Here is a 25052-nt window from a genome sequence, read left to right on the forward strand (position 1 = left end):
GGTGGTCAGCATCGGGGCTGACCATTCTGACTGTGTCCTGACCCAGCTGACCGCCGTCGGCCCTTGGGGGCGTACGCGGCGCACGGCTTTGATGGGACGCATGTTGGACAGGAGCTATGTAGTGCCCTGTGCGAAACGGGGCAGTGTACTGGGAGAGACCGAGGCCACCGCGCTCACCGAGCTGCTGCGGGGCGAGTCCCCGCTGTCGATGGGCGTCTGGCGCGAGCGCTTCGAGCGGGCCTTCGCCCAACTGGTCGGCGCACGGCACGCGATGACGGCCACCAGCGGCACCGTCGCGTTGGAGCTGGCGATCCAGCTCCTGGACCTGCAGCCCGGCGACGAGGTCATCGCCACCCCCCAGACCTATCAGGCCACCGTCATGCCACTGCTGGACCGCGAGGTGACGGTCCGCTTCTGTGACATCGACCCGACGACGCTCGCCATCGACCCGGCCGCCGCCGAAGCGCTGATCACCCCCCGTACCAAGGCCCTGCTGCTGGTCCACTACGGCGGCTGCCCGGCCGAGATGGACGAGATCATGGCGATCGCCCGCCGGCACGGCGTCCTCGTCGTCGAGGACTGCGCGCACGCGCTGGGCGCCGACTACCGGGGCCGCACCCCGGGCTCACTGGCCGACATCGGCTGCTTCAGCTTCCAGAACGCCAAGAACATCACCACGCTCGGCGAGGGCGGCATGGTCACCTTCGACCGTGACGAGTGGGCCCTGCGCCTGGAACGGCTGCGCGGCAACGACGTCGACGCGCACATCGAGCCGGAGCAGCGCATCGACCCCGACGAGCCGCTCGTCCTGCCGTGGATGAAGTACTCCGCCGCGGTCTACAGCGACCGCGTCACCCGCATCCGGCGGGCCGGCACCAACGCCACGATGTCCGAGGCCGCGGCGGCCGTCGGTCTGGCGCAGCTCGGCCGCCTGGACGACCTCCAGTCGACCCGGCGCTCGATCGCGACCCGGCTCGACGCGGTGCTGCGCCGCTACCCGTGGATGCGGCCCCAGCAGGCCCCCGCGCACAGCACACACGCGTACCACCTCTACACCTGCTTCGCGGCCCGCCGCGAGCTGCGCGACCAGCTCCTGCTGGCCCTGGACCGGCGGGGGGTGGAGATCCAGCTGCGCTACTTCCCGCTGCACCTGACCCCGGAGTGGCGGCACCGCGGGCACGGCCGCGGCGAGTGCCCGGTCGCCGAGGGCATGTGGTTCGACCAGCACCTCAACCTGCCCTGCCACCCCGGGCTGCGGCCCTCGCAGGTGAACTATCTCGTCGAGGCGCTGGACGAGTCGCTGGCCGAGGTCCAGGCCATGGCCGAGGGAACGGCGGCGGCCACGCTGGGCGTCGCCATGGCGGCCGGCTGACATCCAGGGATGAACGTGAGTGAGGGGATGACCGTCGAGGCGGCCTTACGGGGACCGGAGGCCGCCCCCGGGCCCGGCGTCGTACGACCCGGCCGGGCCGTCACGGTGCCGATCAGCGCTCTGGACGTCTCCTGTCCGCTGCGCAGCGGCGGGCAGGACCCGGAACACGTCAGGACGCTGGCCATGCTGGACGCCTCGCTGCTGCCGCCGATCCTGGTGCACCACCCGACGATGCGGGTGCTCGACGGGGCGCACCGGGTGCAGGCCGAACTCCTGCGCGGCGGCTCGCAGGTCCGGGTGGAGTACGTCGAGGGCACGGAGGAGGAGTGCTTCGTGCTGGCGGTGCGCTCCAACGTCGGACACGGGCTGCCGCTGTCGCTGGCCGACCGCAAGACGGCCGCCGCCCGCATCCTGCGCGCCTTCCCGCAGTGGTCGGACCGGTCGATCGGCGAGGCGTCGGGGCTGTCCCCGAAGACCGTCGGCGTCATCCGGCGCCGTTCAGCCGAGGAAGATCCTCGACTGAACGGTGTGGGCAGGCTGGGCCGGGACGGCCGCGCGCACCCGTCCAGCGTGGCCGAAGGGCGGCTGTACGCCAGCAAGCTGATCGGCGAACGCCCGCACGCCTCGCTGCGGGAGATCGCCAGCTCCGCGGGGATATCCCTGGGCACCGCACAGGACGTGCGCAAACGGCTGGAGAACGGCCTGCATCCGGTGCCCCCTCCCCGCGGCGGGGTCAACCGGGTGGTCGATACCGCCCACCGCCCGCCGGTCGTCTCCTGGCGCATCGACGGCGAGGCGGGCGGCAAGGCCGACGGCGGGGACGGGGCCGGGGAACAGCGCGCCGGGCCGGACGTACGGCCCCCGTCGCTGCCGCAACGGTTACGGCCCCTGAAGCACGACCCGGCGTTGCGCTCCACCGACATGGGGCGGGCACTGCTCCGGCTGCTCAGCTCTCACGAGATACCGCTCGCCCACTGGCAGGCACTCGTCGACGGGGTGCCCCCGCACTGCGCCAGGGCGGTGGCCGACATCGCGGGCCAGTGCGCGCGCGTGTGGCAGGAGTTCGCGCGGGAGATGGCCGGACGCGCCCCGGAGAGCTGACCCGGGCAGGCCGGACGGTCGCACCCGGGACGGCCCCGCTTCGGGCCGCCTCGCCCCGTACTTCGTGACCCCTTGAAACCCTCGGGCGCCCCGCGCCCTCGACGACAACGGATGTGGAAGGGAATTCCCCTTGTCGACCCAAGAGACAGCCGGTCCGCTGGGCGCGGTCACCGAGACCCTGGCCGAGATCGGACTCGACGAAGCGGACCTGGCGGAGGCCGGCGCTGACTGGACGCTCCGTACCGAGCTGGGGCTCAGCTCGGTGGAGACGACGGAGCTGCAGCTCGTGCTCAAGCAGCGGTTCGGTGTGACGGTCGACCTGTGGGACCAGGACGACTACACGCTGGGCCGGCTGGCCGAGCTGATCGCCGAGCAGCGGAGCGCGTCATGACGGCGCCGGTGCGCGAGCGCGCCGTACTGGACCCGGACGTACCCGTCATCGACGCCGACCGCGCCGCGGCCTACCGCGAAGCGGGGCTGTGGCGGCCGGAGCTGGTGATCGACCTCGTGCTCGACCGGTGCCGCGCCCAGCCCGACCGGTGCGCGGTCGTCGACGGCGACCGCCGGGTGACGTACGGGGAACTGGCGGCGGCGGTGTACGAGGCGGCCGCCCGGCTGCGCGCCCAGGGCATCGGCCCCGGCGACCGGGTCTGCGTACAGCTGCCCAACTGCCTGGAGTACGTCGTCCTGGTGCTGGCGCTGCTGCACGTGGGGGCGCCGCCGGTGCTGATCCTCCCGGCGTTCCGCGAGCACGAGCTGAACCACATCGTGTCGGTCACCCGGCCCGTCGCCCTCGCCGTGGACAGCGGAACCCGCCGCGCCGACCGGCTCGGACTGGCCCGTACGCTGCGCGACCGGCACCCCTGCCTGCGCAAGCTGCTCGTACGGGGCGCGGAACAGCTCGCCGAGGACGAGACGGACCTGACGCGGCTGTGCCGGCCCGCGCCGGACGACGCGGCGCCGCGCGGCCCCCGGGCCGACCCCGCCGCGCCCGGCGCCACGCCGCGGGACGCCGCCGTCTTCCTGCTGTCCGGCGGCACCACCGGCCTGCCGAAGGCGATCCCGCGGGCCCACGAGGGCTACGGCTACATGATCCGTACGGCCATGGGCATCGCGGGCGTCACCCCGCAGACGGTCAACCTGGTGGTCATGCCCGCGGCCCACGGCTTCGTCATGAACTGCCCCGGCGTGCTCGGCACGCTGATCGCGGGCGGCCGGGTGGTCCTCGCCAACCCCAACAGCCCCCGTGCCGCCTTCGAGCTGATCGCGCGGGAGCGGGTGACCCACTGCACGCTCGTACCGACCCTGATGCTCCAGTGGCTGGCCGCCGCGCCGGGCTCCGGAGCCGACCTGAGCAGCCTGGAGGTGATCCAGGTCGGCGGCGCCCGGCCCGGCGCCGAGGCGGCCGCCCGGGTCCGCACGGATCTGGGCGCCACGCTCCAGCAGTGCTACGGCATGAGCGAGGGCCTGCTGTGCTTCACCCGCCTCGACGCGGCCGACGAGGTCGTGCACACCACCCAGGGCAGCCCGGCCGGCCCGGCGGACGAGATCCGGGTCGTCGACGCGGACGGACGGCCGGTGGCCCAGGGAGAGATGGGTGAGCTGCTGACCCGCGGCCCCTACACCGTGGCCGGCTACTACCGGAACCCCGAGGCCACCGCCTCGGCCTTCACCGACGACGGGTTCTACCGCACCGGCGACCTGGTCCGCGTGGACCGCGAAGGCAACGTCGTGCTGGAAGGGCGGGTACGGGACTCCATCAACCGGGGCGGCGAGAAGATCTCCGCGGAGGAACTGGAGAGCATGGCCCACCGCCACCCGCGCATCGCCCAGGCGGCCGGGGTGGCCATGCCGCACGAACTCTACGGCGAGGCGGTGTGCCTCTACGCAGTCCTCGACGGTCAGGGGACGGTCGGGCTGCGCGAACTGCGCCGGTTCCTGGAGCAACAGGGCCTGGCCGCCTTCAAGTTCCCCGAGCGGCTGGAGATCGTGGACGCGCTGCCGCTGACCGGCATCGGGAAGATCGACAAGAAGGCCCTGCGGGAGGACATCGCCGGCCGGCTCGCGGCCGAGAAGCACTGATCCAGCCGAAGCCGCCGGCCCCCGCCGGTCCGGCCGGTCCCGCCGTCCGCACCGGCCCCGGGTTCCCCGCCCGGCGCCACGCGCCCGTACCACCGCCTCTTCGCACCCCCGCACACCGTCACGAGGTGAATCCATGTATCTGGGGCGAACGTCTCCGCTGATCAAACACGCCGCCGGTGCCGCACCGCCTCGCCACCAGCTCGTCTGCTTCCCGTACGCCGGCGGGGGCGCCTCCTGCTACCGCTCCTGGCGGGACGGGCTCCCCGCGGACGTCGACCTGCTGGCGGTGCAGTACCCCGGCCGCGAGGAACGCATCGACGATCCGCTGGTCGACGACATCGACGAGCTCGCCGACCTGCTCGCCGCCCAGCTCGCCCCCTGCCTGGACCTGCCGTTCACGTTCTTCGGCCACAGCATGGGGGCCGCGGTCGGGTACGAGATCGCCCGCCGGTGGGAGGCGGCGGGCTTCCCGACGCCGGACCGGCTGATCGTCTCCGCCCAGTTCGCGCCGCCCCGTATCCACGCCGGAGACCTCCTGCGGTACGACGACAGGGGGGTCCTCGACGAACTGGTCCGGCTGGGCGGCATCCCCGCGAGCGTCCACGACAGCACGGAGCTGGCGCGGCTGATCGTGTCGGTGGTGCGCGCCGACTACCAGGTGGTGGACTCCTGCCGGTTCGGCGCCGACGCCCCGGCCCTGGACCTGCCCATCACCGCGTTCTGCGGCGCCGACGACCCGGCGGTGACCCCGCGGGACATCCGCGAGTGGTCCGCCTTCACCCGCGCCTCATTCACGGACCGGATCTTCGACGGCGGACATTTCTACCTCCGTGAACGGCACGCCGAGACCGTGGCCGCGGTCGCCGAGCTGCTCGCACTGCCCGTCCGCTGACACCCCAGCCGCCCGCCGGACCCCGAGCCGGCCCCTTCCCGTGGAGAAAAGAGACAGACCCATGAGCGACAGCAACCGGCACTACGACCTCATCGTGATAGGCGGCGGGCCGATCGGCCTGGCCACGGCCTGGCAGGCCGCCCGGCGCGGCGGACGCAAGGTACTCGTCCTGGAGCGGTACGGCTTCATGAACGAGCGGGGCGGCACGAGCGGCGCCGAGCGGCACTGGCGGCTGCAGTACACCGAGCGGGACATCTTCGCGCTGACCCTTGAGGCGCTGCCGATGTGGCGGGAGCTGGAGTCGCTGACCGGCCGCAAACTCCTCCACGAGGTGGGCAGCCTGTGGTTCGGCGACACCGAGGTGGAGACCAACGAGGGCCAGATCTCCGGGACCGCGCGCGCCATGGAAGAGATGGACGTGCCGTACGAGTGGCTGACGAACACGGAGATCGAGCGCCGCTACGGCTTCACCGGCCTCCCCGCCCACTACGAGGGCTTCCTCCAGCGCGACGGCGGCGCCATCGACGTACGCGGCACGCTCGGCGCGGTCTTCCAGCTCTCCCAGCAGCACGGCGCGGTGCTGCGCGGCAACGAGCGCGTGCTGGCGGTGGACCCGGACCGCGACGGCGTCACCGTACGGACCGAGGAGCACACCTACCGCTCGGACAAGGTCGTCCTCACGAACGGCGGCCACGCCAACGACATCCTGGGCGCGTGGGGCGCGCGGCTGGGCGTGGGCCTGTACGAACTGCCGCTGGTCACCCTCCACCAGCGCCGCGCCGAGCCCGGCAGGCCGTTCTGGTTCGCCTTCCAGCAACCCACGCAGGAGGACACCAACCTCTTCTACGGCTTCCCGCCCAACCCCTGGTCCACCAGCTACGACATCCGGCTCGGCCCGGTCTTCGAGACCGACGCGATGGAGCACGCCGACGACGCCAAGGGGCTGCCCGCCCAGCGGCCGGTGGAGCGGGTGACCGACTGGGCCACCGCGCACATGCCCTGGGCCGACCCGCGCCCGGCGGAGCTGTCCACCTGCCTGGCGATGCTGCCCACCGACCCCGCCCGGCAGTTCTTCCTCGGCGACGCCGGGGCGCTGGTGGACGGCGGCGAGAACGTCGTGGTGTCCGTGGCGGGCTGGGGCTTCAAGTTCACCCCCCTCTGGGGGAAGATCTGCGCCGACCTCGCCCTCGACGGGAGCACCGCGTACGACATCAGCCGGCACGCCCTCACCCCCGCCGGCCCGTCCGGGATCACCGAATGACGCTGCGCGACGACCGCACCACGCACCCCGACGGCGGCGGCATCGCCGTCGTCGGGATGGCCGGGCGCTTCCCCGGGGCCGACGACGTCGACGCCTACTGGCGCAACCTGCGGGACGGCGTCGAATCCCTCACCCGCCTGACGGAGGAGGAACTGCTCGCCGAGGGCATCGCCCGGACGGAGTTCGAGCATCCCGACTACGTACGGGCCGCTCCGCTCCTGGACGGCGTGGACCTCTTCGACGCACGGTTCTTCGGCTTCAGCGCACGGGAGGCGGCCCTCCTGGACCCGCAGCAGCGGCTGTTCCTGGAGTGCGCGTGGCACGCCATGGAGCACGCCGGCATCGACCCGGCGGCGGTCCGCTCCGGCGGGGTCTTCGCGGGCGCGAACATGCCCGCGTACCTGATGTCGAACCTCCTGGGCGGCCGCCGGATCGTCCTCGACTCGGCCGTCTTCGAACTGCAGATCCACAACGACAAGGACTACCTGGCGACCCGCACCGCCCACCAGCTCGGCTTCACCGGACCCGCGCTGTCGGTGCAGACGGCCTGCTCCACCTCGCTGGTCGCGGTGCACCAGGCCGCCCAGTCGCTGCGCACCGGGGACTGCGACGTCGCCCTGGCCGGCGGCGTGTGCGTACGGGTGCCGCACCGGGTGGGCTACCGCTACGAGCGCGGCCTGATCTACTCGCCGGACGGGCACTGCCGCCCCTTCGACGCCGAGGCCCGGGGCACCGTCTTCGGCAGTGGCGCGGGCGTGGTGGTGCTCAAGCGGCTGGCCGACGCGCTGGACGACGGCGACCGGGTGCTGGCCGTGCTCAAGGGCTCCGCGGTCAACAACGACGGCGCGGACAAGGTCGGTTACACCTCGCCCGGCGTCACCGGGCAGGAGCGGGTGATCCGGCAGGCGCTGCGCGCGGCCGGCGTGGACGCCCGGACCGTCACCGCCGTCGAGGCGCACGGCACCGCCACCCCCATCGGCGACCCCATCGAGATCAACGCGCTGACCCGCGCCCACCGGCACTTCACCGGGGACACCGGCTACTGTGCCCTCGGCTCGGTGAAGGCCAACATCGGGCACCTGGAGTCCGCCGCCGGCATCGCGAGCCTGATCAAGGCCGTACTCCAGCTACAGCACCGCGAGTTGGCGCCCAGCCCGCACTTCCGTACGCCCAATCCGCGGATCGACTTCGGCGCGACACCGTTCCGGGTGAACACCGAACGGGTGGCCTGGGAGCCGGACGGCGGCCCGCGCCGCATCGGCGTCAGCTCCTTCGGCATCGGCGGCACCAACGCCCACGCGATCCTCGAAGAGGCCCCGGCCGCGCCCCCGGCGGGCCGCCGCGCCACGGACCGGCCGCAGCTCCTGCTGCTCTCCGCCAAGACGCCGTCGGCACTCCAGGCGGCGACGGACCGGCTGGCCGAGCGGTTCGACGGGCCGGACGCCCCCGACGTCGCCGACGCCGCGTACACCCTGCAGACCGGCAGGCGGCCGATGCGCCACCGCCGGGCGGTCCTGGTGCCGCCCGGCCCGGCGCGGGTGCAGTCGCTCCTCGGCGGCGCGGACCCCGGCCGCGCGCGCCAGGGCGACTCGGGCACCGGGCCGCCGCGCACGGTGTTCCTGTTCCCCGGCCAGGGAACGCAGTTCCCCGGGATGGGCCACGGCCTGTACACGGCGGACCCGGGCTTCGCCGCCGACATCGACCGCACGGCCGGGCTGCTGCGGGCCGACCTCGGCCTCGACCTCCGCGACGTGCTGTACGGCACGGACGCCGGGGCCGGGCGGCTCACTTCGACGGAGGTGGCCCAGCCCGCACTGTTCGCCACCGAGTACGCGCTCGCGCGGCTGCTGATGCGCTGGGGCGTGACGCCGGACGACATGGTGGGCCACAGCGTCGGCGAACTCACCGCCGCATGTGTGGCCGGGGTGCTGCCGCTGGAGGACGCGCTGCACCTGGTCGCGCTGCGCGGGAAGCTGATGCGCGAGCAGCCGCCGGGGGCGATGCTGTCGGTCGAGGCCGCCGAGGAGGCGGTGCTCCCGCTGCTGCCGGCGGGAGTGACCGTCGCCGCCGTCAACGCACCGGCCCTGTGCGTGGCCGCCGGACCCGGGGAAGGCGTGGCCGCGCTGGAGCGGCTGCTGGCCGAAGAGGGGGTGTCCGCGCGGCGTCTGCACACCTCGCACGCCTTCCACTCGGCGATGATGGACCCGGTGGTCGGCCCGCTGACCGAGGCCGTGCGCGGCGCCGCCCTCGCTCCGTACGAGCGGCCCTTCGTCTCCGGGGTGACGGGGGAGCCGATCACCCCCGAGCAGGCCACCGACCCCGCGTACTGGGGCGGCCACGCACGACAGCCGGTGCGCTTCGCCGACGCGGTCCGTACGGCGGCCTCCAAGGGCCGTACCGTCCTGGTCGAAGTCGGGCCCGGCACCACGCTGTCCACCCTGGCCAGGGCGACCCTGGCCGGACGGCGGGGGATCTCCGCCGTCCGGACGATGCGCCGCCCCGGCGAGACGGGCGACGACATGGAGACGCTGCTGCTCGGGATCGGGGACCTGTGGCTGGCGGGCGGCGAGGTGCGGTGGCGCGCGCTGCACGACGGGCCACGGCACCGGGCCACGCTGCCCGGCTACCCGTTCGAGCGGGAGCGCCACTGGATCGGGCCGAGCGGGGAGCAGGGCACCGGGGCCGCCGGAACGCCCGCGCAGTCCGCCGACGTACGGCCCGCGCCTTCGGAACCGAAGGAAGGCCCGGCCCAGGAGCGCCCGGCGCGGCCCGCCGGACTGCGGTCCGCCTACGCCGCCCCGCGCGACGAGACCGAGAAGCGGATCGTGGCGCTGTGGGAGGAGTTCCTCGGCTTCGAGGGCATCGGAGTCGACGACGACTTCTACGAGCTGGGCGGGCACTCACTGCTGGGCACCCAGGTGGTGAACCGGATGCGCGACGAGCTGGGGGCGACGGTGTCCCTGCGTGAGCTGCTGTCCCACCCGACACCGGCGAAGCTCGCCGGGGTGGTCACGGCCGCCGCGGCGGACCCGGAGACAGAGGCGGCCGAGTCGCCGTAGAGCCACTGCGATGACCCGTGAGGCCGGCGGTCCCCCCTCCCGCCGGCCTCACGGCTGCTGTGCCTGCTGTGTCTGCCGGGCGCGGAACCGGCGTACGGCGTCGCGGTTCGCGCAGGCGTGGGAGCAGTAGCGCTGCCGGCCGCCGCGGGTGAAGTCGCCGTACGCGCGGCCGCATTCGGCCAGGGCGCAGCGGCCGAGCCGGTCCATGCCGCGGCCGGTCAGGTGCAGGGCGGTGCCCACGCTGACCACGGCCCGCACCACGCCGGCCAGGCCGAGGCCGTCGGCGCGGTAGTGGATGTGCCAGCCGCCGTCGGCGTGGTCGGTCAGCCGGGGGTGCGCGGAGGACGACGTCAGCAGCTCGTTGAGCAGGACGGCCCGCCGTTCGGGGGTGTCGGCGTCGACGACCGCGAGCCAGCGCGGGATGAAGTCCAGGATCTCCGCCAGGTCCTCGTCGGTCACCGGGCGGTCGATCGCCATACCGGCGGCGACGCAGCGTTCGGCGAATTCCCCGGGGGTCAGGGGCGGCCGGTCCGCGAGGTCCAGGACGAGCCGAACGGGATCTTCTCCGTAAGGGTTCTGTTGCACAAGGGTATTACAGCAGCATGATCCCGGAAGGCTTCAGGCCCCGGAAGGATGCACATCCATGCGCAAATGGCTGCCGCTGGTCGCCACCTGCTCGGGAACGTTCATGCTACTCGTCTACTCGACGATCGTGACGGTGGCGCTCCCCAGCATGGCCCACGACCTGCACGCGGGCTTCGGCTCCCTGCAATGGATCGTCGACGTCTACACCCTCGCGCTGGCCGGACTGCTGCTCGGCATGGGATCACTCGGCGACAACCTGGGCCGCAAGCGCCTCTACCTCGCCGGCCTGGGCACCTTCGGCGTCGCCACGCTCGTCTGCGGGCTGGCCGGCGACGTCGGCGTACTGATCGCCGCGCGGGCGGTGCAGGGCCTGGCCGGTGCCGCGATGTTCTCGACCCTGCTGCCCCTGATCGGAATCACCTACACCGGACGCGACAAGGGCGTGGCCTTCGCCGTCTGGGGCGCGGTGGCCGGCGCGGCCGCCGGGATCGGCAACGTCGCGGGCGGGGTCCTGACGCAGTTCCTCTCCTGGCAGTGGATCTTCTTCGGCGGGGTGCCGGTCTGCGCGCTGACGCTGGCGCTGTCCGCCAAGGTCCTCATCGACGACGCCAGCACCTCGACCCGCATCGACTACCTGGGCATCGTCACCTTCACCCTGTCGGCGATCGGCATCACCTTCGGCATCATCCGCGGCGGCGAGCAGGGCTGGGGAGCCACCTCGGCGGTGCTCGGCTTCGCGCTCGGCGTGGTGATGCTCATCGCGTTCGTCCTCGTCGAACGGTCCGGCAGCAAGCCGATGATCTCGCTGTCCCTCTTCCGCAAGCGGGAGTTCAACGGAACCCTGGTCGCGGCCATGGGCTACTACCTCGCCGCGTTCGGCGCGCTGCCGGTCATCTCGATCTGGCTGCAGGACAGCATGGGGCTCACCTCGCTGCCCACCGCCCTGGTCATCACGGTGCAGCCGGTCGCGTTCTTCGCCACCTCCGCCGTGGTCGGCAGCGCCCTGCACCGGCTCCCCGCGCACTGGACGCTCGGCGGCGGCACGGTCGCCGTGGGCGTCGGCAACGTCCTCATGCTGACGGTCGACGCGGGATCGTCGTGGACGGCACTGGTACCGGGACTGATCCTCACCGGAGTCGGCGCGGGCATCGTCTCCCCCGTACTGCCCGCCATCGCCATGTCCGCCGCGCCCGCCGCGCAGAGCGGCGTCGCCGCCGCGGCGGCCAACTGCGCGCGCCAGCTCGGGCTGGCGCTGGGCATCGCCGTGCTCGGCTCCGTGTTCCACCAGTTCTCGGCCGGCCACGGAGGCGTCGACCTGCACGCGGAGTACGCCGAGGGGCTGTTCGCGGTGTTCGCGGTCGCCGCCGTGGTCGGGCTGGGGAGCGGGCTGCTGGCGCTGTGGCTCCTCAAGGCGCGCAGCCCGGCCGTCCAGCCGGCTTAGGGGGACGGAGCCCTCGTTCACCCCGCCCGGGGCCGAACGGCGGGGGAGGGGCGGCCCGCTCGCCCGGCGTCCCTCCGGGCCGCCGTCACCCGGCCCGGGGCCGCCGAACCGGCCTGTTCCGTACGGCTGTTGTACCCGCATGCTTGAACACCTGGGTTTCGTTGACACCTCTCACGGGCTCACTGACCATCTACCACGGCCGAACATTTGCGCGCGCAGAGCGCGAATGCAGCGTGGATCCGGCCGCGCAGGCCGCGAATTGGCGAAGGGACCGTGAGCCCGATGGCGACACAACCGCCCCAGATCGACCTCTCCGTAACCGAACCCCTGGATACGGCCGTCGACGAGACCACCGCGCTCGCCCAGTATCCGGGGCTGCGTGAATTCCGGGCCACCCTGGGCGGCACGCCGCTCGTCGAGGTGCCCGGACCGCCCGGCGGGGCGAAGATCATGGCCAAGTACGAGCTCCGGAACCCGTCCGGCTCCGCCAAGGACCGTCCCGCGTACTCCATGCTCTGCCGCGCCATCAACGAACACGCGGGCAAGAGCGGCCCGTTGAAGGTCATCGACTGCTCGGGCGGCAACATGGCCCGTGCGCTGACGGGCCTGAACAAGGTCACCGGAATCCCCGTACGGGCCGTGATGCCGGACTCCGTTCCGCAGAGCCTGCTGACCCACCTGGCCGACGGCGGAACCGCCATCGACCTGGTGCCGGCGTCCGAGTTCCCGCTCGCCATCATGCAGCGCGCCTCGGAGATCGCCGCCGAGGACCCCAGCTGGACGCTGCTGGCGCAGCACCGCAACATGGCGAACGTCGCCGCGCACCAGTTCTTCACCGGCCGCGAGATCGTGGGCCAGCTCGACGGCGCCCGCCCCGCCGCCGTGGTCGCCGCGGTGGGCAGCGGAGGCATGCTCGCCGGTGTGGCCAGGGCGCTGCGGGGCATCTCCCCCGAGCTCGCCGTCATCGGCGTGACCCCCGCCGAGCTGCCGTACGGCACCCCCGAACCCCCGAACGCCGAGCCGAAGTTCGCCGGCGCCGGCGGGCTGACCTACGGGATGCGCCAGCCGTTCGTGGACAAGCTGCTCCCGGAGTTCGAGAGCGCCCAGGTCTCGCACCGCGAGGCGCTCACGGCGATGCGCGAGTTCTTCCAGGAGACCGGCACCAGGATCGGTTCGTCGGCCGGGGCGAGCTGGCTGATCGCACGCGAGAAGGCGAAGAACCTGGGCCCCGACGACATCGTCGTCACGGTCTTCGCCGACTCCGGCTCCAAGGAGGACTGGGAGAGGGCAGAAAGCGTGGGGGCCTGAGCCATGCTCCAGTCGCAGCCCGACCGGAAACCGAAGACGGGCGCCGTGCCGTTCGGCGGCCGGCGCTCCGGGGACGGTCCACTGGCCAGGATGCTGGAGGACATCGACACGACGCTGGCCCGTGACCCCTCCATCGCCTCCCGGGTGGAAGCGGTGTTCCACTCCACGCTGCCCGCGCTGTGGATCCACCGGATCGCGCACCGCCTGTACGGCCGGCGGCACCGGATCGCCGCCCGTGTACTGACCAGCTGCGCACGGGTGCTGACCGGCATCGAGATCCACCCGGGCGCGCGGATCGGCCGCCGGCTGTTCATCGACCACGGCACCGGCGTGGTGATCGGCGAGACCGCGGTACTGGGGGACGACGTCACCATCTACCAGCAGGTGACGCTGGGCGCCGTGGGGTGGTGGCGGGACAAGCTGCGGCCGAGCGGCGACCGGCGGCATCCGATGGTCGGCGACCGGGTCACGCTCGGCGTGAACGCGACCGTCCTCGGGCCGCTGGCCATCGGCGACGACGCGCTCATCGGCGCGCACGCCCTGGTGCTCGGTGATGTGGCGCCGGGGTGCCGGATCATGGGCGAACCCACCGTCGCCCGGCCCCGGAAGATGGCGGACCACCGGGCCGACCGGGCCTGAGCGGTGTCCGGCCGCCCGTACTTCAGTGAGAGAACGCTGCCGGAGCCGGAGCCGGAGCCGGAGGAGCCGGCTCTGCCGCTCCCGTCGTGCCCGCACGCGCCCTGGCCGGGGCGCGCGGCGCCTTCTCGCGCGGCACCCTCTCACTGAAGTACCGGGGCGGCCGGCCGATGGCCGGTAAGAATCCTTCCCCGTCAGGGGCGGCGCACGTGTGTGGTTAGCGTGGATCTTGATCGGAGTCACCGGACGGCACGGTGGCGCCCCCAGCCCCGACGAAGGGTCGGCCACCTTCCATGACACCCCCCGGGCGCGCCCGCTGGGCCATCGGCTCGCTGCTGGCGGGCGGCATCCTCGTGAACTTCTTCGACCGTACGGTGCTGTCGGTGGCCAGTACCCCGCTCGCCGAGGAGTTCGGGCTGAGTCTGAGCCAACTCGGCGTGGTGCTGGCCGCGTTCAGCTGGTCGTACTGCCTGGTGCAGCTGCCCTCCGGCCTGCTGGTCGACCGGATCGGCGTGAAGTGGCTGAACCGGATCGCCGTCCCCTTGTGGGCCCTGGCGAGCCTGCTGACGGCCGTGGCGTCCGGCCTGGGGCTCGTCATGCTGGCCCGGGTGCTGCTGGGCGTGTCCGAGGGGCCCTCGATGATCGGCGCGGCCAAGGCGACCGCGGCGTGGTTCCCCACGGTGGAACGGGGGCGGGCCACCGCGCTGTTCGACGGCGCGACGAAGTTCGCCAACGTGCTGGCCTTTCCCGTACTGGCGTGGGTGATCAGCACGTGGGGCTGGCGCTCCGGGTTCCTGTTCACCACCGTGCTCAGCGTGCTGTTCGCCGCCGTGTGGTGGTGGGGCTACCGCGACCCGGACGAGCGCCCCCGGTCCTCCGGTACGCAGCGCGACGTGCCGGGCGGTACGGCGGGCGCCGACGCGCCGGGCGATATGACGGGCGCCGACGCGGCGGGCGGGCTGCGCGGCGTGCTCGGCTCCCGCCGGATCTGGGCCATGTCCCTGGGCTTCGCCTGCTACGGCTACACCATCAACGTGGTGCTCACCTGGATGCCGGTCTTCTTCCAGCGGCAGTTCGGCGTGGCGCTGGGCTCGGCCGGCCTGTACGCCATGGTGCCGTGGCTGGTGGCGACCGCGGCCGAACTCGTCTGCGGGGGATGGCTGGTCGACCGCCTGGTGCGCAGCGGCGGGGACCCCGTGGGCCGCCGCAGACCGGTGCTCCTTTGCGGGCTCGCGCTGGGCGCGACCATCGGCTGCGCGGGCTGGGCCTCGTCGCCGCTCGGCGCGGTCTTCTGGATGTCGCTGTCCCTCGGCGGCCTCGCCGTGGCCGCGCCCGTGGCGTGGAGCCTGCCGGGACTGCTGGCCCCGCCCGGCGCGGTGGGCGCGGCCGGCGGGCTGATGAACTTCGCCAATACGGCGGCCACCACCGGCGGGGTGTTGCTGACCGGCTGGCTGGCCGAAGTGACCGGATCGTTCGTCGCGCCCTTTGTATTCGCCGTTGTGGTGCTGGCGGCCGGCGGCTTGCTCTACTGGCCGGTACTGCGGACGGAACGCGCGCCCTTTGTCGGAACCGCCAAAACAAGTAAGGCGTTCAAGTAAAATCTGCGGCAGTTCCGGGATGCTTTTCGGCCGTCATCGTCGGTCTTCGTGCGTCGCCGCCCGGGGTGTGTCTCGCGTCACCCTGGCAATGTGGTCCAGGCATATTCCGTTTGGGTATCGGCCTCATGGATAGCACGGTGGGCCGGAGTTCTCCAGCAACGAAGGCTGTTCGAAACGAAACGGGGCGGCGTAAGCGGATGAACAACACCTCGGTATTAGCCGCGTGCCTGCGCCGGCTCTCCTGGTCACCGGACCGGCTGGCCCGGGAGATCAACAGGGTCTGCGGCGCGGGAACCATCAGCGCCAAGGCGCCGTACAACTGGCTGAACGGATCGTGTCCGCGCCGCGACCTGCCCCGTGTGGTCTCCGAAATCCTCGCCGAACGGCTGGGCGAGCCGGTCCCGCTCCACTCGCTGTGGCCCGACAAGTTCCCGCCCCCGGCGACGGCCGGGCAGGGCCGGACGCCGGCCGCGCCGCAGCCCCCCTGCGGCCTCGGCTGGACGCTGCCGCCGGCGCAGCGCACCCCGGCCCCGCCGCTCGTCGCGACCGGCGAACAGGACCTGATCACCGCGGCCGTGGACTGGCTGCTCAACACCGACACCCCGCCCCCCGGGCAGCGGCGCGGCGAGGAGATCGACCCCGCGGCGCTGGGCCTGATCAGCGAGCGCATCAACCAGTTCCGCCTGCTCGACGACGACCGCGGCGGCAGGCTGCTGCTGGACTGGGCCGTCCAGGACCTGCGGTGGGCCGTCATGCTCGTCGACACCTGCTCCTACGACCAGGACACCGGCATCCGGCTGCACCGGCTGGTGGCCGAACTCGGCCAGATCGTCGGCTGGATGGCCGGCGACCTCGGCGACGAGGCCCACGCCAGGTGCTACCTGCTCCACGCCCTGCGCTCCGCGCGCCTGGCGGGCGACCGCGGACTGGCCGCGCACATCATCTCCTGCCTCAGCTACCAGGCCACCTGGCACGGCCGCGGCGAGGAGGCGCTGCGGCTGATCCGGATCGCCCGCAAGGGCACCGCAGGCCAGGCCCCGAGCCCTGGTCAGGCACTGCTGGCCAGCCGTCAGGCCAGGGCCCACGCCAGCCTCAAGGACCTGGCCGGCTGCGAACGCGCGCTGGAGGAGACCGCCGCCATCCGCGAGGCCATGGGCGACGCGCCGGGCGCGGCCGGGCTCCGCGGCCAGGAGCCGTGGGCCTACTGGGTCACCCCCGCCGTGCTGGTGGGCGACGCCGGCCGGGCCCGGCTGGACGTCGGCAGGCCCGGCCAGGCCGCCCTCGACCTGGCCCGCGGCCTGGAGCTGTTCGACGGCAGCCAGCCCCGCAACCGCCTGCTGCACCAGACCTCGCTGGCCGAGGCGCGGCTGTTGCTGGGCGAGATCGACGGCGCCGCCGAGGCGGCCGGGGCGGCCCTGGACCTCGCCGGCCAGTCGGCCTCGGCGCGCGGCCGTGCCCGCCTGACCGGCCTGCGCCGGCAACTCCAGCGCCATGACGCGGCCGACGCACGCCGCATCGTCCAGCGCACCGACGACGTCCTGGGCCGCGCCCGGCGCTGAGCCGCGGCCGATCCGGTGCGGGCGGCCGATCCGGTGCGGGCGGCCGGGCCGGTGCGGGCGGCCCGGCCCCGAAGGGACCGGCAGGCCGCCGCCTTCGGGGAGCGGCGCGGGCAACCGCTCCGCTCCGGTCGCTGAACAATCATGGAGCGGGCGATACTGACGGCGACACGGGGAGCCCGCCGCGAGATGGACGAATACGGGCTTTCGGTGCCGGATCAGCTCTCTTTCATGATATTCGGGACTGTTTATGAGGAGCCCATTTATGCGCGTCAGTTACGGGGTACCGCTCGCCCCGTTGACGACTCTCCGCATCGGCGGACAGGCCACGTCCCTGGTCGAATTCCAGGAGCTCGCCGATTTCCCCGACTTCGTCGAGGAGATGCGCCACAGTCCGGCCCCTCCGGTATGCCTGGGAGAAGGCAGCAATGTTCTCGTCGGCGACCAGGGGTGTGCGACCCCGGTCCTGCGAATGGCCACCCGTGGTTTACGGGTACGGGAAACGGACGACCGGGACCGGGTGCTGGTGGAGGTACAGGCCGGACATCCGCTGCGGGACCTGGTGGAGACGCTGATATCCGAGGGACTGGTCGGCATGGAAATGCTGGCGGGCATTCCCGGAACCACCGGCGCGACACCGGTGCAGAACGTCGGGGCGTACGGGCAGGAGGTGTCCGACACCCTGCGCAGCGTCCAGGCGTGGGACTGGGAACTGGGCCGCCGGGTCACCCTGAACGCGTCCGAGTGCGGCCTGGGCCACCGCACCAGCATCTTCAAGAGATCCCGGCGCTGGACCGTACTGTCCCTCCTCTTCTCCCTCAGACGCGCCGAGTTGAGCACCCCGGTGACCTACCGCAGCGTGGCCGAGGAACTGGATGTGCCGCTGGGCAGCAGCGTGCCACCCGCGCAGGTCGCCCAGGCGGTCCTGACGGTGCGCCGCAGGAAGGGCATGGTGCTGGACTCCAGCGAGAAGGACCGGCGGTCCATCGGCAGTGTCTTCTTCAGTCCGGAGGTCGGCGGTCCGACGGCCGCGCGGCTGCGCGACCTCGGCGCGCCGGTGGCGCGTTTCCCGGACGGCTCGACGCGGGTGAGCGCGAGCTGGCTCATCCGGCAGGCGGGCTTCGATCTGAATCATCCCCTCACGCACGGCGTCCGGATCTCCTCCGTGCACCACACACTCGTGGCCGACGAGGGAGCCAGCGCGGCCGCCTTCTGCCAGGCCGTCGACATCGTGCTGCGGCAGGTCCTCGACCGCACCGGCGTCCTCCTCACCCCGGAGATCGACTTCATCGGGGACTGACCGCCCCGGACGCCGGACCGGCGCTCGTGGCCGTGCAGTAGTGGCGTCCGATGGGCACGATCAGCGGTGTGTCCGAGACCGGATCGGGAATGATCCGGCAGTCCATGCCGAAGACCGTCCGCATCAGGTCCTCGGTCACGATCCGCGACGGCGCGCCCTCGGCGACGATCGCGCCGTCGTTCATCACCACGATGTGACCGGCGTAGCGGCAGGCGAGGTTGAGGTCGTGCAGCACCGCGACGACGGTGGTGCCGTCCTTGCGGTTGAGGTCGGTCAGCAGGTCCAGCACCTCGACCTGGTGCGGGACGTCGAGGAAGGTCGTCGGCTCGTCCAGCAGCAGCAGACCGGTGCGCTGGGCGAGTGCCATCGCGATCCACACCCGCTGCCGCTGCCCGCCGGACAGTTCGTCCACCGGGCGCTCGGCGAGCTCCAGGGTGTCGGTGGCGAGCAGCGCCTGCGCGACCGCGTCGTCGTCCTCGGCGCCCCACCGCCGCAGCCACCCCTGGTGCGGATGGCGGCCCTGGCCCACCAGTTCGCCGACGCGGATGCCGTCCGGCGCGACGGGGGACTGCGGCAGGATGCCGAGGACGGCGGCGACCTGCCGGGTCGACATCGTGTGGATGTTCTGTCCGTCCAGGCACACCGTGCCCGAAGCGGGGCGCAGCAGCCGCGCCAGCGCACGCAGCAAGGTGGACTTGCCGCAGCCGTTCGGGCCCACGACCATCGTGACCTCGCCCGGGGGCACCTCGAACGTCAGGCCGTCGACGACCTGCCGCCCGTCGTAACCCAGCCGGACCTCCTCGGCCCGCAGCACGTGCGTCGCGGTCATCGGTCCTCGTCCTTCGTCTCGTTCCCGGGCCGTGGTCATCCGCCACGTCCCGAGCGGTTGGTGCGTGCCAGCATGAACAGCAGGTACGGGGCTCCCACGGCACCGGTCACCACACCCACCGGCAGCTCCGTGGCGGCGAACAGATGCCGGCCGACGAAGTCCGACACGGGCATCAGCACCGCGCCCACCAGCGCCGCCGCCGTCAGCGCCGGTCCGCGCCCGCGCAGCAGCCCCCGCGCGACGGGCGCGCCGACCAGGGCCACGAACGGGACCGGGCCGGCCGCCGCGGTCGCCACCGCGGCCAGCGCCACCGCCACCGTCAGCAGCGCGAGCCGGCGGGACGTCACCCGCACCCCGAGCCCGGTCGCCGTGTCGTCGCCGAACTGCAGCGCCGCCAGCGGGCGCGCCAGGACCGCCGTGGCGGGCAGCAGCGGGGCCAGACACAGCGCGAGGGTGCCGGCGTGCAGCCAGGTGCGGCCGTCCAGGTTTCCGGTCAGCCACTCCAGTGCCCGCTGCGCGTCGACGATCCGCGCGGTGGTCATCAGGTAGGAGATCAGGCTGGAGAGCACCGCCGCGATCCCGATGCCGACGAGGACGAGGCGGTAGCCGCTGACGCCGCTGCGCCAGGCGAGCACGTAGATGAGGGTGGCCGTGACCAGCGCCCCCACCAGCGCGCCGAACGAGACCGCCAGCCCGCCCAGCCCGAGGACCAGGACGCACACGACGGCGGCGGCGCTCGCGCCCGAGGTGATGCCGATGACGTCCGGGCTGGCCAGCGGGTTGCGGATCAGGCTCTGGAAGAGCGCGCCGGACAGTCCGAACGCCGCTCCGGCCAGCATGGCCGTCAGCACCCGCGGCAGCCGTACGTCGAAGACGAAGAAGTCGCTCTCCCAGGAGGCCTTGCCGAAGAGCGGTCCGGTGAGCGACCGGATCACCTCCGTCAGCGGCAGGTGGAACTCGCCCAGTGTCAGCGCGGCGGTGAACGCCGCGAGTACGACGAGTGCCAGGGCGCCGGTCACGGCGTAGGTGCGTCTTCTGCCGCGGCGGCGTACCTCGACCACGATCGCTCGTGCGGCTTCCCCGGTCGCCGTGCCGGGCTGTGCCGCCTCGGCCCGTCGGGCCGTGCCGTGGCTGCTCATCACAACTCCGCCAGCTTGCGTCGGCGTACCAGCAGGACGAACACCGGGGCTCCCAGGAGCGGCGTCATCAGCCCGACCTGGAGCTCGGAGGGCCGGATCGCCAGCCGGCCCACGATGTCGGCCGCGAGCACCAGCAGGGGGGCCAGCAGCAGCGAATACGGCAGTATCCAGCGGTAGTCGGGGCCGGTGATCAGACGGGCGAGGTGCGGAACGGCCAGGCCGACGAAGGCGATCGGGCCGCACATCGCGGTGGCCGCCCCGCACAGCAGGACCACGGACAGCGCCGCCGCGGCACGGTCCCGGTGGACGCGCCGGCCCAGGGAGCGCGCGGTGTCCTCGCCGAGCGCGAGCGCGTTGAGCATCCGCCCGGAGGCGAGGGCCAGTACGGCACCCACGGCCAGGAAGGGCAGCGCCTGCCCGACAACGGTGCCGTCCCGGCCGGACAGCGAACCCACCTGCCAGAACCTGAACTGGTCGAAGGCGTTCGCGTCGAGCAGCAGGACCGCGGTGGTCAGCGAGGTCAGCGCGGCACTCACCGCGGCTCCGGAGAGCGCGAGCTTGACGGGCGTGGCGCCACCGCGGCCCAGCGAACTCACCGCGTACACAAGGCAGGCCGCCAGCGCGGCGCCGACGAGGCCGAACCACACATAGCCGTTGAGCGCGGTGATGCCGAAGATGTCGATGCCGACGACGATGAAGAGCGCGGCGCCGGCGTTCACCCCCAGAATCCCGGGGTCGGCCAGCGGGTTGCGGGTGACACCCTGCATCACCGCGCCGGCCATCCCCAGCGCCGCTCCCGCGAGCAGCCCGAGGGCGGTGCGCGGGAGCCGTAACTCCCATATGGCCAGGTGGTCCACGTCATGCGGATCGAAGTGGAGCAGTGACTCGGCGACCGTGCTCAGCGGGACGGTCCGTGCGCCCAGGCCCATGCTCACGGCCACGGCCACCGCCAGGGCGCACAGCGCGACGCCTAAGCCGGACAGCAGCTTCCCGCGGCTGCTTCTCACTCTGACTTCCCCGTTCTTGCTGACTGTTCAGCACGACGTGCGTGGCGGCTTCAACTTCTGTAAGGCTAACCTTACTTATCTCTCGTGTCGATATTCGCCCCCCGAACATCCCTGTGACCCTGAGGAGAAACATGCCGCCCCTGCCCGGCCGACGACGGTTTCTGGCCACCGGTGCCCTCGGGCTCTTCGCGCTCGGCGCGGCGGGCTGCTCGCCCCCGGAGGCCGGCCGCAGGCAGACCGTCCGCGGCCGGGCCCCCTGGAGCTTCACCGACGACGCCGGACACACGGCCCGGCTCGACGCCCGCCCGCGCCGCATCGTGGCGCACGCCACCGCCGCCGCGGTCCTGTGGGACTACGGAATCCGGCCGGTCGGCGTCTACGGCTCCTTACAGAAGCAGGGCGGCGGCAAGGACCTCAGCGTGATCGGCGAGGTCGACCTCGACCAGGTGACCGTGGTCGGCGGCACCTGGGGCCACGTCAGCGTCGAACGGATGGGAAAACTGCGCCCGGACCTCGTCGTCGACCCCATCCAGTACGGCGCGCACCAACTCGTCCCGGCGGGCCTGGAACTCGTGCAGCGGCTGGCCCCCATGGTGTCCGTCGAGGTCTACGGGGCCGAGGTCGACACCGCCGTACGGCGCTACGCCGAGCTGGCCGCCGCCCTCGGAGCGGACTTCACCACCCCGGAGCTGCGGCGCGGGAAGGCGGCCTACCTCGCCGTCCGCGACCAGGTGCGCCGGGACATCGGCGGCAGGCCGGGACTGCGGGTCATGTTCGCCTCCGCCGACCAGGACGGCATCCGGGTCAGCAAGACGGGCTGGTCCTCCATCCGCGACCTGGAGGGCCTCGGTCTCGACGTCGTCAAACCCACCGGCGGCAACCTCTACGTCGAAAAGCTCTCCTGGGAACTCGTCGACCGCTACCCGGCCGATCTCATCCTCCTCGACGTACGCGCCAGCAGCCTCCAGCCCGAGGATCTGGAGAACAACGGCCTGTGGCGCGGCCTCCCCGCCATCCGCGCCGGCCGGCTCGGCCCGTGGTACCCGGAGCCGAGCCTCAGCCATCACGGGATGACCAAGGTCTACGAGCTGTTCCGGAAGTCGCTCGCGGGGGCGCGGGGACGTATCGCCTGAGGGGGAGCGCGCTCTCGCGCCCCAGGTCGCGTCGCGTGTCATGACCCGTGTCATGACCCCGCAGGTCATGGCCGGTCCGTGCGGCCCTCGGTAGGGTCGCCCGTATGGGTGTCGATCAACTTCCGGGAGCGGGTGTGCTGTTGCGCGAATGGCGGCAGCGGCGCAAGCTCAGCCAGCTGGAGCTGGCCCTGCGCGCCGACACCTCGCCGCGTCACCTGTCCTGCGTGGAGACCGGGCGGGCCCGGCCCAGCCGGCAGATGGTGCTGCGCCTGGCCCACCACCTGGACGTACCGCTGCGCGAGCGCAACAGCCTGCTGATGGCCGCCGGTTACGCGCCCGTCTACCGCGAACGCCCCCTGGAAGGCGAGGGCATGCGCGCGGTGCGCTCGGCCGTGGACATGCTGCTGGAGGGGCACGAACCGTATCCGGCGGTCGTCGTCGACCGGCTGTGGAACGTGGTGCGCGCCAACCGGGCCATGGACGTCCTGCTCGACGTGGCCCCGGCGGAACTGCGGTCGCCCGCGCCCAACGCGATGCGGCTGGCCCTGCACCCCGAGGGGCTCCCGGCGCACGCGGTCGATTACGGCGAGGTGCGCGCGCACCTGCTCGGCGGGCTGGCGCAGCAGGTGCGCACCACCGGCGACGCCGCGCTGGGCGCGCTGTACGACGAGGTGAGCGCCTACGAGGTGCCCGCGCACGAGGCGCCGGCCCCGTCGCAGGAGCGCGGCCCGCGCGAAGCGGTGGTGCCCATGCGGTTTCGCACCCCGCACGGCGAACTGGCGATGTTCAGCACCATCGCCACCTTCGGCGCGCCCGCCGACGTCACCCTCTCGGAGCTGGCGATCGAGCTGTTCTTCCCGATGGACCGGCCGACCGCGCACGTCCTGCGGGAGCGCGCCGGGGGACAGGCGGAGAAAGAGCGCCGGAGTTGCCGGGAGTCCTGACGCTTTGTCCGTAACTCTCCCTTTATGGTGTTGTCGCTGGTCAGTGTCGCACGGCCCGGCGGCGGCCCGATGTCAGGGCCGTACGGCGCGGCGTCTGCTCCACTCGTGCCGGTGCGGCTGCTTCCGGTTCCACCACCGAAGCACCGTTATGAGGAATTAGTTATCTTAATTCTCATTCGCCCGTATGCCGCAGTCACCCGCTGTGCGGCGCATTCGTTGACGACGTATGACTGAGACGATCGTTTCCCCCACCCGCCGGCTCGGCTCCTGGCAGCTGAGCTCGACGGTGCCCCGCAGCACGCCCGACGTCCGTCCCGACGTCCACCTGCTGCGCCCCGGGCAGCGCGTACGGCTGGAGTACACCGGCGATCTGCTGGAACAGCTGCTGGCCGCCCTCGACGGCATCGACGACGCCCGGTAACGGCTCCTCCGGCGCCCGCCGCCCCGCCGGGCGGCGCGTCGGCCGGCCCCTTCCCCACCGGCCACCACCGATTCCTGTGAGAGCTGTTGTGAACGACATCCCGCGGGTCCCCGTGCCTCCCGGTAGCGGCCGGCACCGGCTGCCGCGCCAGATCGCGGAGGAGTCCGTCCCCTTCCCCGACGGCGGCGTCCCGTTCCCGTACGGCGGGCTTACGGGCCAGGAGATGGCCTACCACGGCCAGGAGATGGCCTACGACGGCTGGGACGCCGCCGTCGTGCAGGAACTCGGTCCCGAGCTGGCGGAGCTGTGGGACACCGCCGAACAGCCCCCCGTGGCCGGCGGCCCGGAGTGCGCCTTCCCGGCCGGTGACGCCGCGTTCCCCTCCGCCGGAACCGTCTTCCCTCCCGACGAGGCCGTCTTCCCCTCCGGTGACCCCCCCTTCCCGGTCGGCGAGGCCGTCTTCTATCCCTCCCAGGCCGCCTTCCACTCCTCCGGGACCGTCTTCCACGACCCCGACTCCGGCCTCGTCTTCCAGGACTCCGGAACCGACCGTCATCCGTCGGAGGCCGGGCTCCATCCGTCAGGGGCCGGGCTCCATCCGCCGGAGGCCGGGCCTCACCCGTCCGAGCCCCGACTCCGCGCCGGCGAGGCCGAGTTCGGCCCGGACGAACCCGATGGCGACCGCCCTCCGCGAACGGCGGGCCCCTGCCCGGCCGCCGGCCCCGAGCCCGGCGGCTGGTCCTGGCGGCGCCTGCTGAGCGCGGCCTCCGTCCTGATGACGGCGGTCATCGCGATCGCCGTCGCCGGGCTGGGCGCGGTGGCCTCGTACCCGTCGCTGCGCGCCATCGCGGACGGCGTCGCCCCCTCGGACGTCGCGGCGCTGTGGCCCCTGCTGATCTACGGCCCCTGGGTCGTGGCCACCCTGTCCATCCTGCGCGCCCGCGCCTACCGGCGCCGCACCCTGCACTCCTGGGCCGTCGTCATCTTCTTCGCCGTCGTGGCGATGCTGCTGTGCATCGCCCGCGTGCACCCCTCCCCGGCGGGCATCGCGGTGGCGGGCCTGCCGCCGCTGACCGTCCTGCTCTGCTTCCACCAGTTCGTACGCCAACTCGACCTCGCCATCACCCCCCAGCCCGCGGCCCGGCACGCGCAGAGCAGCCGGGGGCAGCATCGCCACCGGTCCGGTGGGTGAGCGCACCGCCGGGGACTGGCCGTTGCGGCATCCACCACAGCGAACGAAACCCGTAATACCGGGTTTTTACGGTGATCCACACCACATTGACGCGCCTTTCGTGCTCCGCTTCACTTTCCGGTGACGCTGAGCGGAACGCCGGATTCTGTGACGGTGGTGGGCAATTCGCCGTCCCGGCCCGCGGAGTGGAGCACGG

The 25052-nt window shown here is 72.8% G+C and carries 21 protein-coding genes; 17 read left to right on the top strand and 4 right to left on the bottom strand.

The genetic code is table 11. From position 1 onward, the window contains the following. Positions 1 to 100 precede the first annotated feature (100 nt). The 7 genes from ACFV57_RS28305 to ACFV57_RS28335 all read left to right on the top strand — a co-directional run bounded on the left by ACFV57_RS28305 (position 101) and on the right by ACFV57_RS28335 (position 9767). Entirely contained in the window at positions 101 to 1372 is a 1272-nt protein-coding gene (locus tag ACFV57_RS28305) for a DegT/DnrJ/EryC1/StrS family aminotransferase (RefSeq protein ID WP_385238085.1), read from the top strand. 9 nt (positions 1373 to 1381) lie between these two features. Further along, positions 1382 to 2473 (top strand): ParB/RepB/Spo0J family partition protein, encoded by a 1092-nt coding sequence (locus tag ACFV57_RS28310; protein ID WP_385238086.1) that lies wholly within the window; start codon positions 1382 to 1384, stop codon positions 2471 to 2473. Between the two features lie 130 nt (positions 2474 to 2603). Further along, a complete protein-coding gene (locus ACFV57_RS28315; RefSeq protein WP_385238088.1) occupies positions 2604 to 2864 on the top strand; it encodes an acyl carrier protein in 261 nt (86 codons plus the stop codon). Further along, positions 2861 to 4555 carry a (2,3-dihydroxybenzoyl)adenylate synthase gene (locus ACFV57_RS28320; protein WP_385238089.1) on the top strand — a complete coding sequence of 565 codons (1695 nt, stop codon included), beginning with the start codon at positions 2861 to 2863 and terminating at the stop codon, positions 4553 to 4555. Before ACFV57_RS28315 ends, ACFV57_RS28320 begins: the two co-directional genes overlap by 4 nt. Positions 4556 to 4688: 133 nt before the next feature. Further along, complete coding sequence (locus tag ACFV57_RS28325; RefSeq protein WP_385238091.1) at positions 4689 to 5447, top strand: thioesterase II family protein; 759 nt, start codon at positions 4689 to 4691, stop codon at positions 5445 to 5447. 61 nt (positions 5448 to 5508) lie between these two features. Next, a complete protein-coding gene (locus tag ACFV57_RS28330) occupies positions 5509 to 6708 on the top strand; it encodes an FAD-dependent oxidoreductase (RefSeq protein ID WP_385238092.1) in 1200 nt (399 codons plus the stop codon). Further along, positions 6705 to 9767 (top strand): type I polyketide synthase, encoded by a 3063-nt coding sequence (locus ACFV57_RS28335; protein WP_385238094.1) that lies wholly within the window; start codon positions 6705 to 6707, stop codon positions 9765 to 9767. The genes ACFV57_RS28330 and ACFV57_RS28335 overlap by 4 nt, the downstream gene beginning before the upstream one ends. Positions 9768 to 9815: 48 nt before the next feature. On the opposite strand, the gene ACFV57_RS28340 is transcribed toward ACFV57_RS28335, so the two are convergent. Next, a complete protein-coding gene (locus ACFV57_RS28340; protein WP_385238095.1) occupies positions 9816 to 10352 on the bottom strand; it encodes a CGNR zinc finger domain-containing protein in 537 nt (178 codons plus the stop codon). Positions 10353 to 10410: 58 nt separating this feature from the next. Between ACFV57_RS28340 and ACFV57_RS28345 the strand changes: the two genes are divergently transcribed. The 6 genes from ACFV57_RS28345 to ACFV57_RS28370 all read left to right on the top strand — a co-directional run bounded on the left by ACFV57_RS28345 (position 10411) and on the right by ACFV57_RS28370 (position 18191). Next, entirely contained in the window at positions 10411 to 11793 is a 1383-nt protein-coding gene (locus tag ACFV57_RS28345) for an MFS transporter (RefSeq protein WP_385238097.1), read from the top strand. A gap of 282 nt (positions 11794 to 12075) precedes the next feature. Next, positions 12076 to 13101 (top strand): pyridoxal-phosphate dependent enzyme, encoded by a 1026-nt coding sequence (locus tag ACFV57_RS28350; RefSeq protein WP_385238098.1) that lies wholly within the window; start codon positions 12076 to 12078, stop codon positions 13099 to 13101. Between the two features lie 3 nt (positions 13102 to 13104). Then, positions 13105 to 13740: a serine O-acetyltransferase EpsC gene (epsC, locus tag ACFV57_RS28355; RefSeq protein WP_385238100.1), complete on the top strand. Its 636-nt coding sequence runs from the start codon at positions 13105 to 13107 to the stop codon at positions 13738 to 13740. A gap of 290 nt (positions 13741 to 14030) precedes the next feature. After that, complete coding sequence (locus ACFV57_RS28360) at positions 14031 to 15335, top strand: MFS transporter (RefSeq protein ID WP_385238101.1); 1305 nt, start codon at positions 14031 to 14033, stop codon at positions 15333 to 15335. Between the two features lie 197 nt (positions 15336 to 15532). Beyond that, positions 15533 to 16894, top strand: coding sequence for a hypothetical protein (locus ACFV57_RS28365; RefSeq protein WP_385238103.1), 1362 nt, complete (start codon positions 15533 to 15535; stop codon positions 16892 to 16894). Positions 16895 to 17156: 262 nt separating this feature from the next. Beyond that, positions 17157 to 18191 (top strand): UDP-N-acetylmuramate dehydrogenase, encoded by a 1035-nt coding sequence (locus ACFV57_RS28370; RefSeq protein ID WP_385238104.1) that lies wholly within the window; start codon positions 17157 to 17159, stop codon positions 18189 to 18191. Here the strand turns inward: ACFV57_RS28370 and ACFV57_RS28375 are convergent. The 3 genes from ACFV57_RS28375 to ACFV57_RS28385 are packed head-to-tail and all read right to left on the bottom strand — an operon-like array spanning position 18178 to position 21166. Then, on the bottom strand, positions 18178 to 19020 hold the full coding sequence (locus ACFV57_RS28375) for an ABC transporter ATP-binding protein (RefSeq protein WP_385238106.1): 843 nt from the start codon (positions 19018 to 19020) through the stop codon (positions 18178 to 18180). The two genes, ACFV57_RS28370 and ACFV57_RS28375, sit on opposite strands and share 14 nt — an antisense overlap. A 35-nt stretch (positions 19021 to 19055) precedes the next feature. Continuing rightward, a complete protein-coding gene (locus tag ACFV57_RS28380) occupies positions 19056 to 20159 on the bottom strand; it encodes a FecCD family ABC transporter permease (protein ID WP_385238107.1) in 1104 nt (367 codons plus the stop codon). Further along, positions 20159 to 21166 carry a FecCD family ABC transporter permease gene (locus ACFV57_RS28385; RefSeq protein WP_385238109.1) on the bottom strand — a complete coding sequence of 336 codons (1008 nt, stop codon included), beginning with the start codon at positions 21164 to 21166 and terminating at the stop codon, positions 20159 to 20161. Before ACFV57_RS28385 ends, ACFV57_RS28380 begins: the two co-directional genes overlap by 1 nt. Positions 21167 to 21297: 131 nt before the next feature. Here ACFV57_RS28385 and ACFV57_RS28390 point away from each other — a divergent pair, with 131 nt between their 5' ends. From ACFV57_RS28390 to ACFV57_RS28405, 4 genes are all read left to right on the top strand, one after another. Then, entirely contained in the window at positions 21298 to 22299 is a 1002-nt protein-coding gene (locus tag ACFV57_RS28390; RefSeq protein ID WP_385238110.1) for an ABC transporter substrate-binding protein, read from the top strand. A 104-nt stretch (positions 22300 to 22403) separates the two neighbouring features. Continuing rightward, on the top strand, positions 22404 to 23243 hold the full coding sequence (locus ACFV57_RS28395; RefSeq protein ID WP_385238112.1) for a helix-turn-helix domain-containing protein: 840 nt from the start codon (positions 22404 to 22406) through the stop codon (positions 23241 to 23243). 226 nt (positions 23244 to 23469) lie between these two features. After that, on the top strand, positions 23470 to 23664 hold the full coding sequence (locus ACFV57_RS28400; RefSeq protein ID WP_385238113.1) for a hypothetical protein: 195 nt from the start codon (positions 23470 to 23472) through the stop codon (positions 23662 to 23664). 76 nt (positions 23665 to 23740) lie between these two features. Beyond that, positions 23741 to 24856, top strand: a complete 1116-nt coding sequence (locus tag ACFV57_RS28405) for a DUF2637 domain-containing protein (protein ID WP_385238115.1) — start codon at positions 23741 to 23743, stop codon at positions 24854 to 24856. Positions 24857 to 25052 lie beyond the last annotated feature (196 nt).

Origin of the sequence: Streptomyces sp. NPDC059788 (assembly GCF_042732265.1) — a bacterium.
GTDB lineage: Bacteria > Actinomycetota > Actinomycetes > Streptomycetales > Streptomycetaceae > Streptomyces.

Coding starts and splice junctions, on each gene's coding strand:
- ACFV57_RS28305 (WP_385238085.1), top strand. CDS start 101: ATGTTGGACAGGAGCTATGTAGTGCCCTGTGCGAAACGGGGCAGTGTA.
- ACFV57_RS28310 (WP_385238086.1), top strand. CDS start 1,382: ATGAACGTGAGTGAGGGGATGACCGTCGAGGCGGCCTTACGGGGACCG.
- ACFV57_RS28320 (WP_385238089.1), top strand. CDS start 2,861: ATGACGGCGCCGGTGCGCGAGCGCGCCGTACTGGACCCGGACGTACCC.
- ACFV57_RS28325 (WP_385238091.1), top strand. CDS start 4,689: ATGTATCTGGGGCGAACGTCTCCGCTGATCAAACACGCCGCCGGTGCC.
- ACFV57_RS28330 (WP_385238092.1), top strand. CDS start 5,509: ATGAGCGACAGCAACCGGCACTACGACCTCATCGTGATAGGCGGCGGG.
- ACFV57_RS28335 (WP_385238094.1), top strand. CDS start 6,705: ATGACGCTGCGCGACGACCGCACCACGCACCCCGACGGCGGCGGCATC.
- ACFV57_RS28345 (WP_385238097.1), top strand. CDS start 10,411: ATGCGCAAATGGCTGCCGCTGGTCGCCACCTGCTCGGGAACGTTCATG.
- ACFV57_RS28350 (WP_385238098.1), top strand. CDS start 12,076: ATGGCGACACAACCGCCCCAGATCGACCTCTCCGTAACCGAACCCCTG.
- epsC (WP_385238100.1), top strand. CDS start 13,105: ATGCTCCAGTCGCAGCCCGACCGGAAACCGAAGACGGGCGCCGTGCCG.
- ACFV57_RS28360 (WP_385238101.1), top strand. CDS start 14,031: ATGACACCCCCCGGGCGCGCCCGCTGGGCCATCGGCTCGCTGCTGGCG.
- ACFV57_RS28365 (WP_385238103.1), top strand. CDS start 15,533: ATGAACAACACCTCGGTATTAGCCGCGTGCCTGCGCCGGCTCTCCTGG.
- ACFV57_RS28370 (WP_385238104.1), top strand. CDS start 17,157: ATGCGCGTCAGTTACGGGGTACCGCTCGCCCCGTTGACGACTCTCCGC.
- ACFV57_RS28375 (WP_385238106.1), bottom strand. CDS start 19,020: ATGACCGCGACGCACGTGCTGCGGGCCGAGGAGGTCCGGCTGGGTTAC.
- ACFV57_RS28380 (WP_385238107.1), bottom strand. CDS start 20,159: ATGAGCAGCCACGGCACGGCCCGACGGGCCGAGGCGGCACAGCCCGGC.
- ACFV57_RS28390 (WP_385238110.1), top strand. CDS start 21,298: ATGCCGCCCCTGCCCGGCCGACGACGGTTTCTGGCCACCGGTGCCCTC.
- ACFV57_RS28395 (WP_385238112.1), top strand. CDS start 22,404: ATGGGTGTCGATCAACTTCCGGGAGCGGGTGTGCTGTTGCGCGAATGG.
- ACFV57_RS28400 (WP_385238113.1), top strand. CDS start 23,470: ATGACTGAGACGATCGTTTCCCCCACCCGCCGGCTCGGCTCCTGGCAG.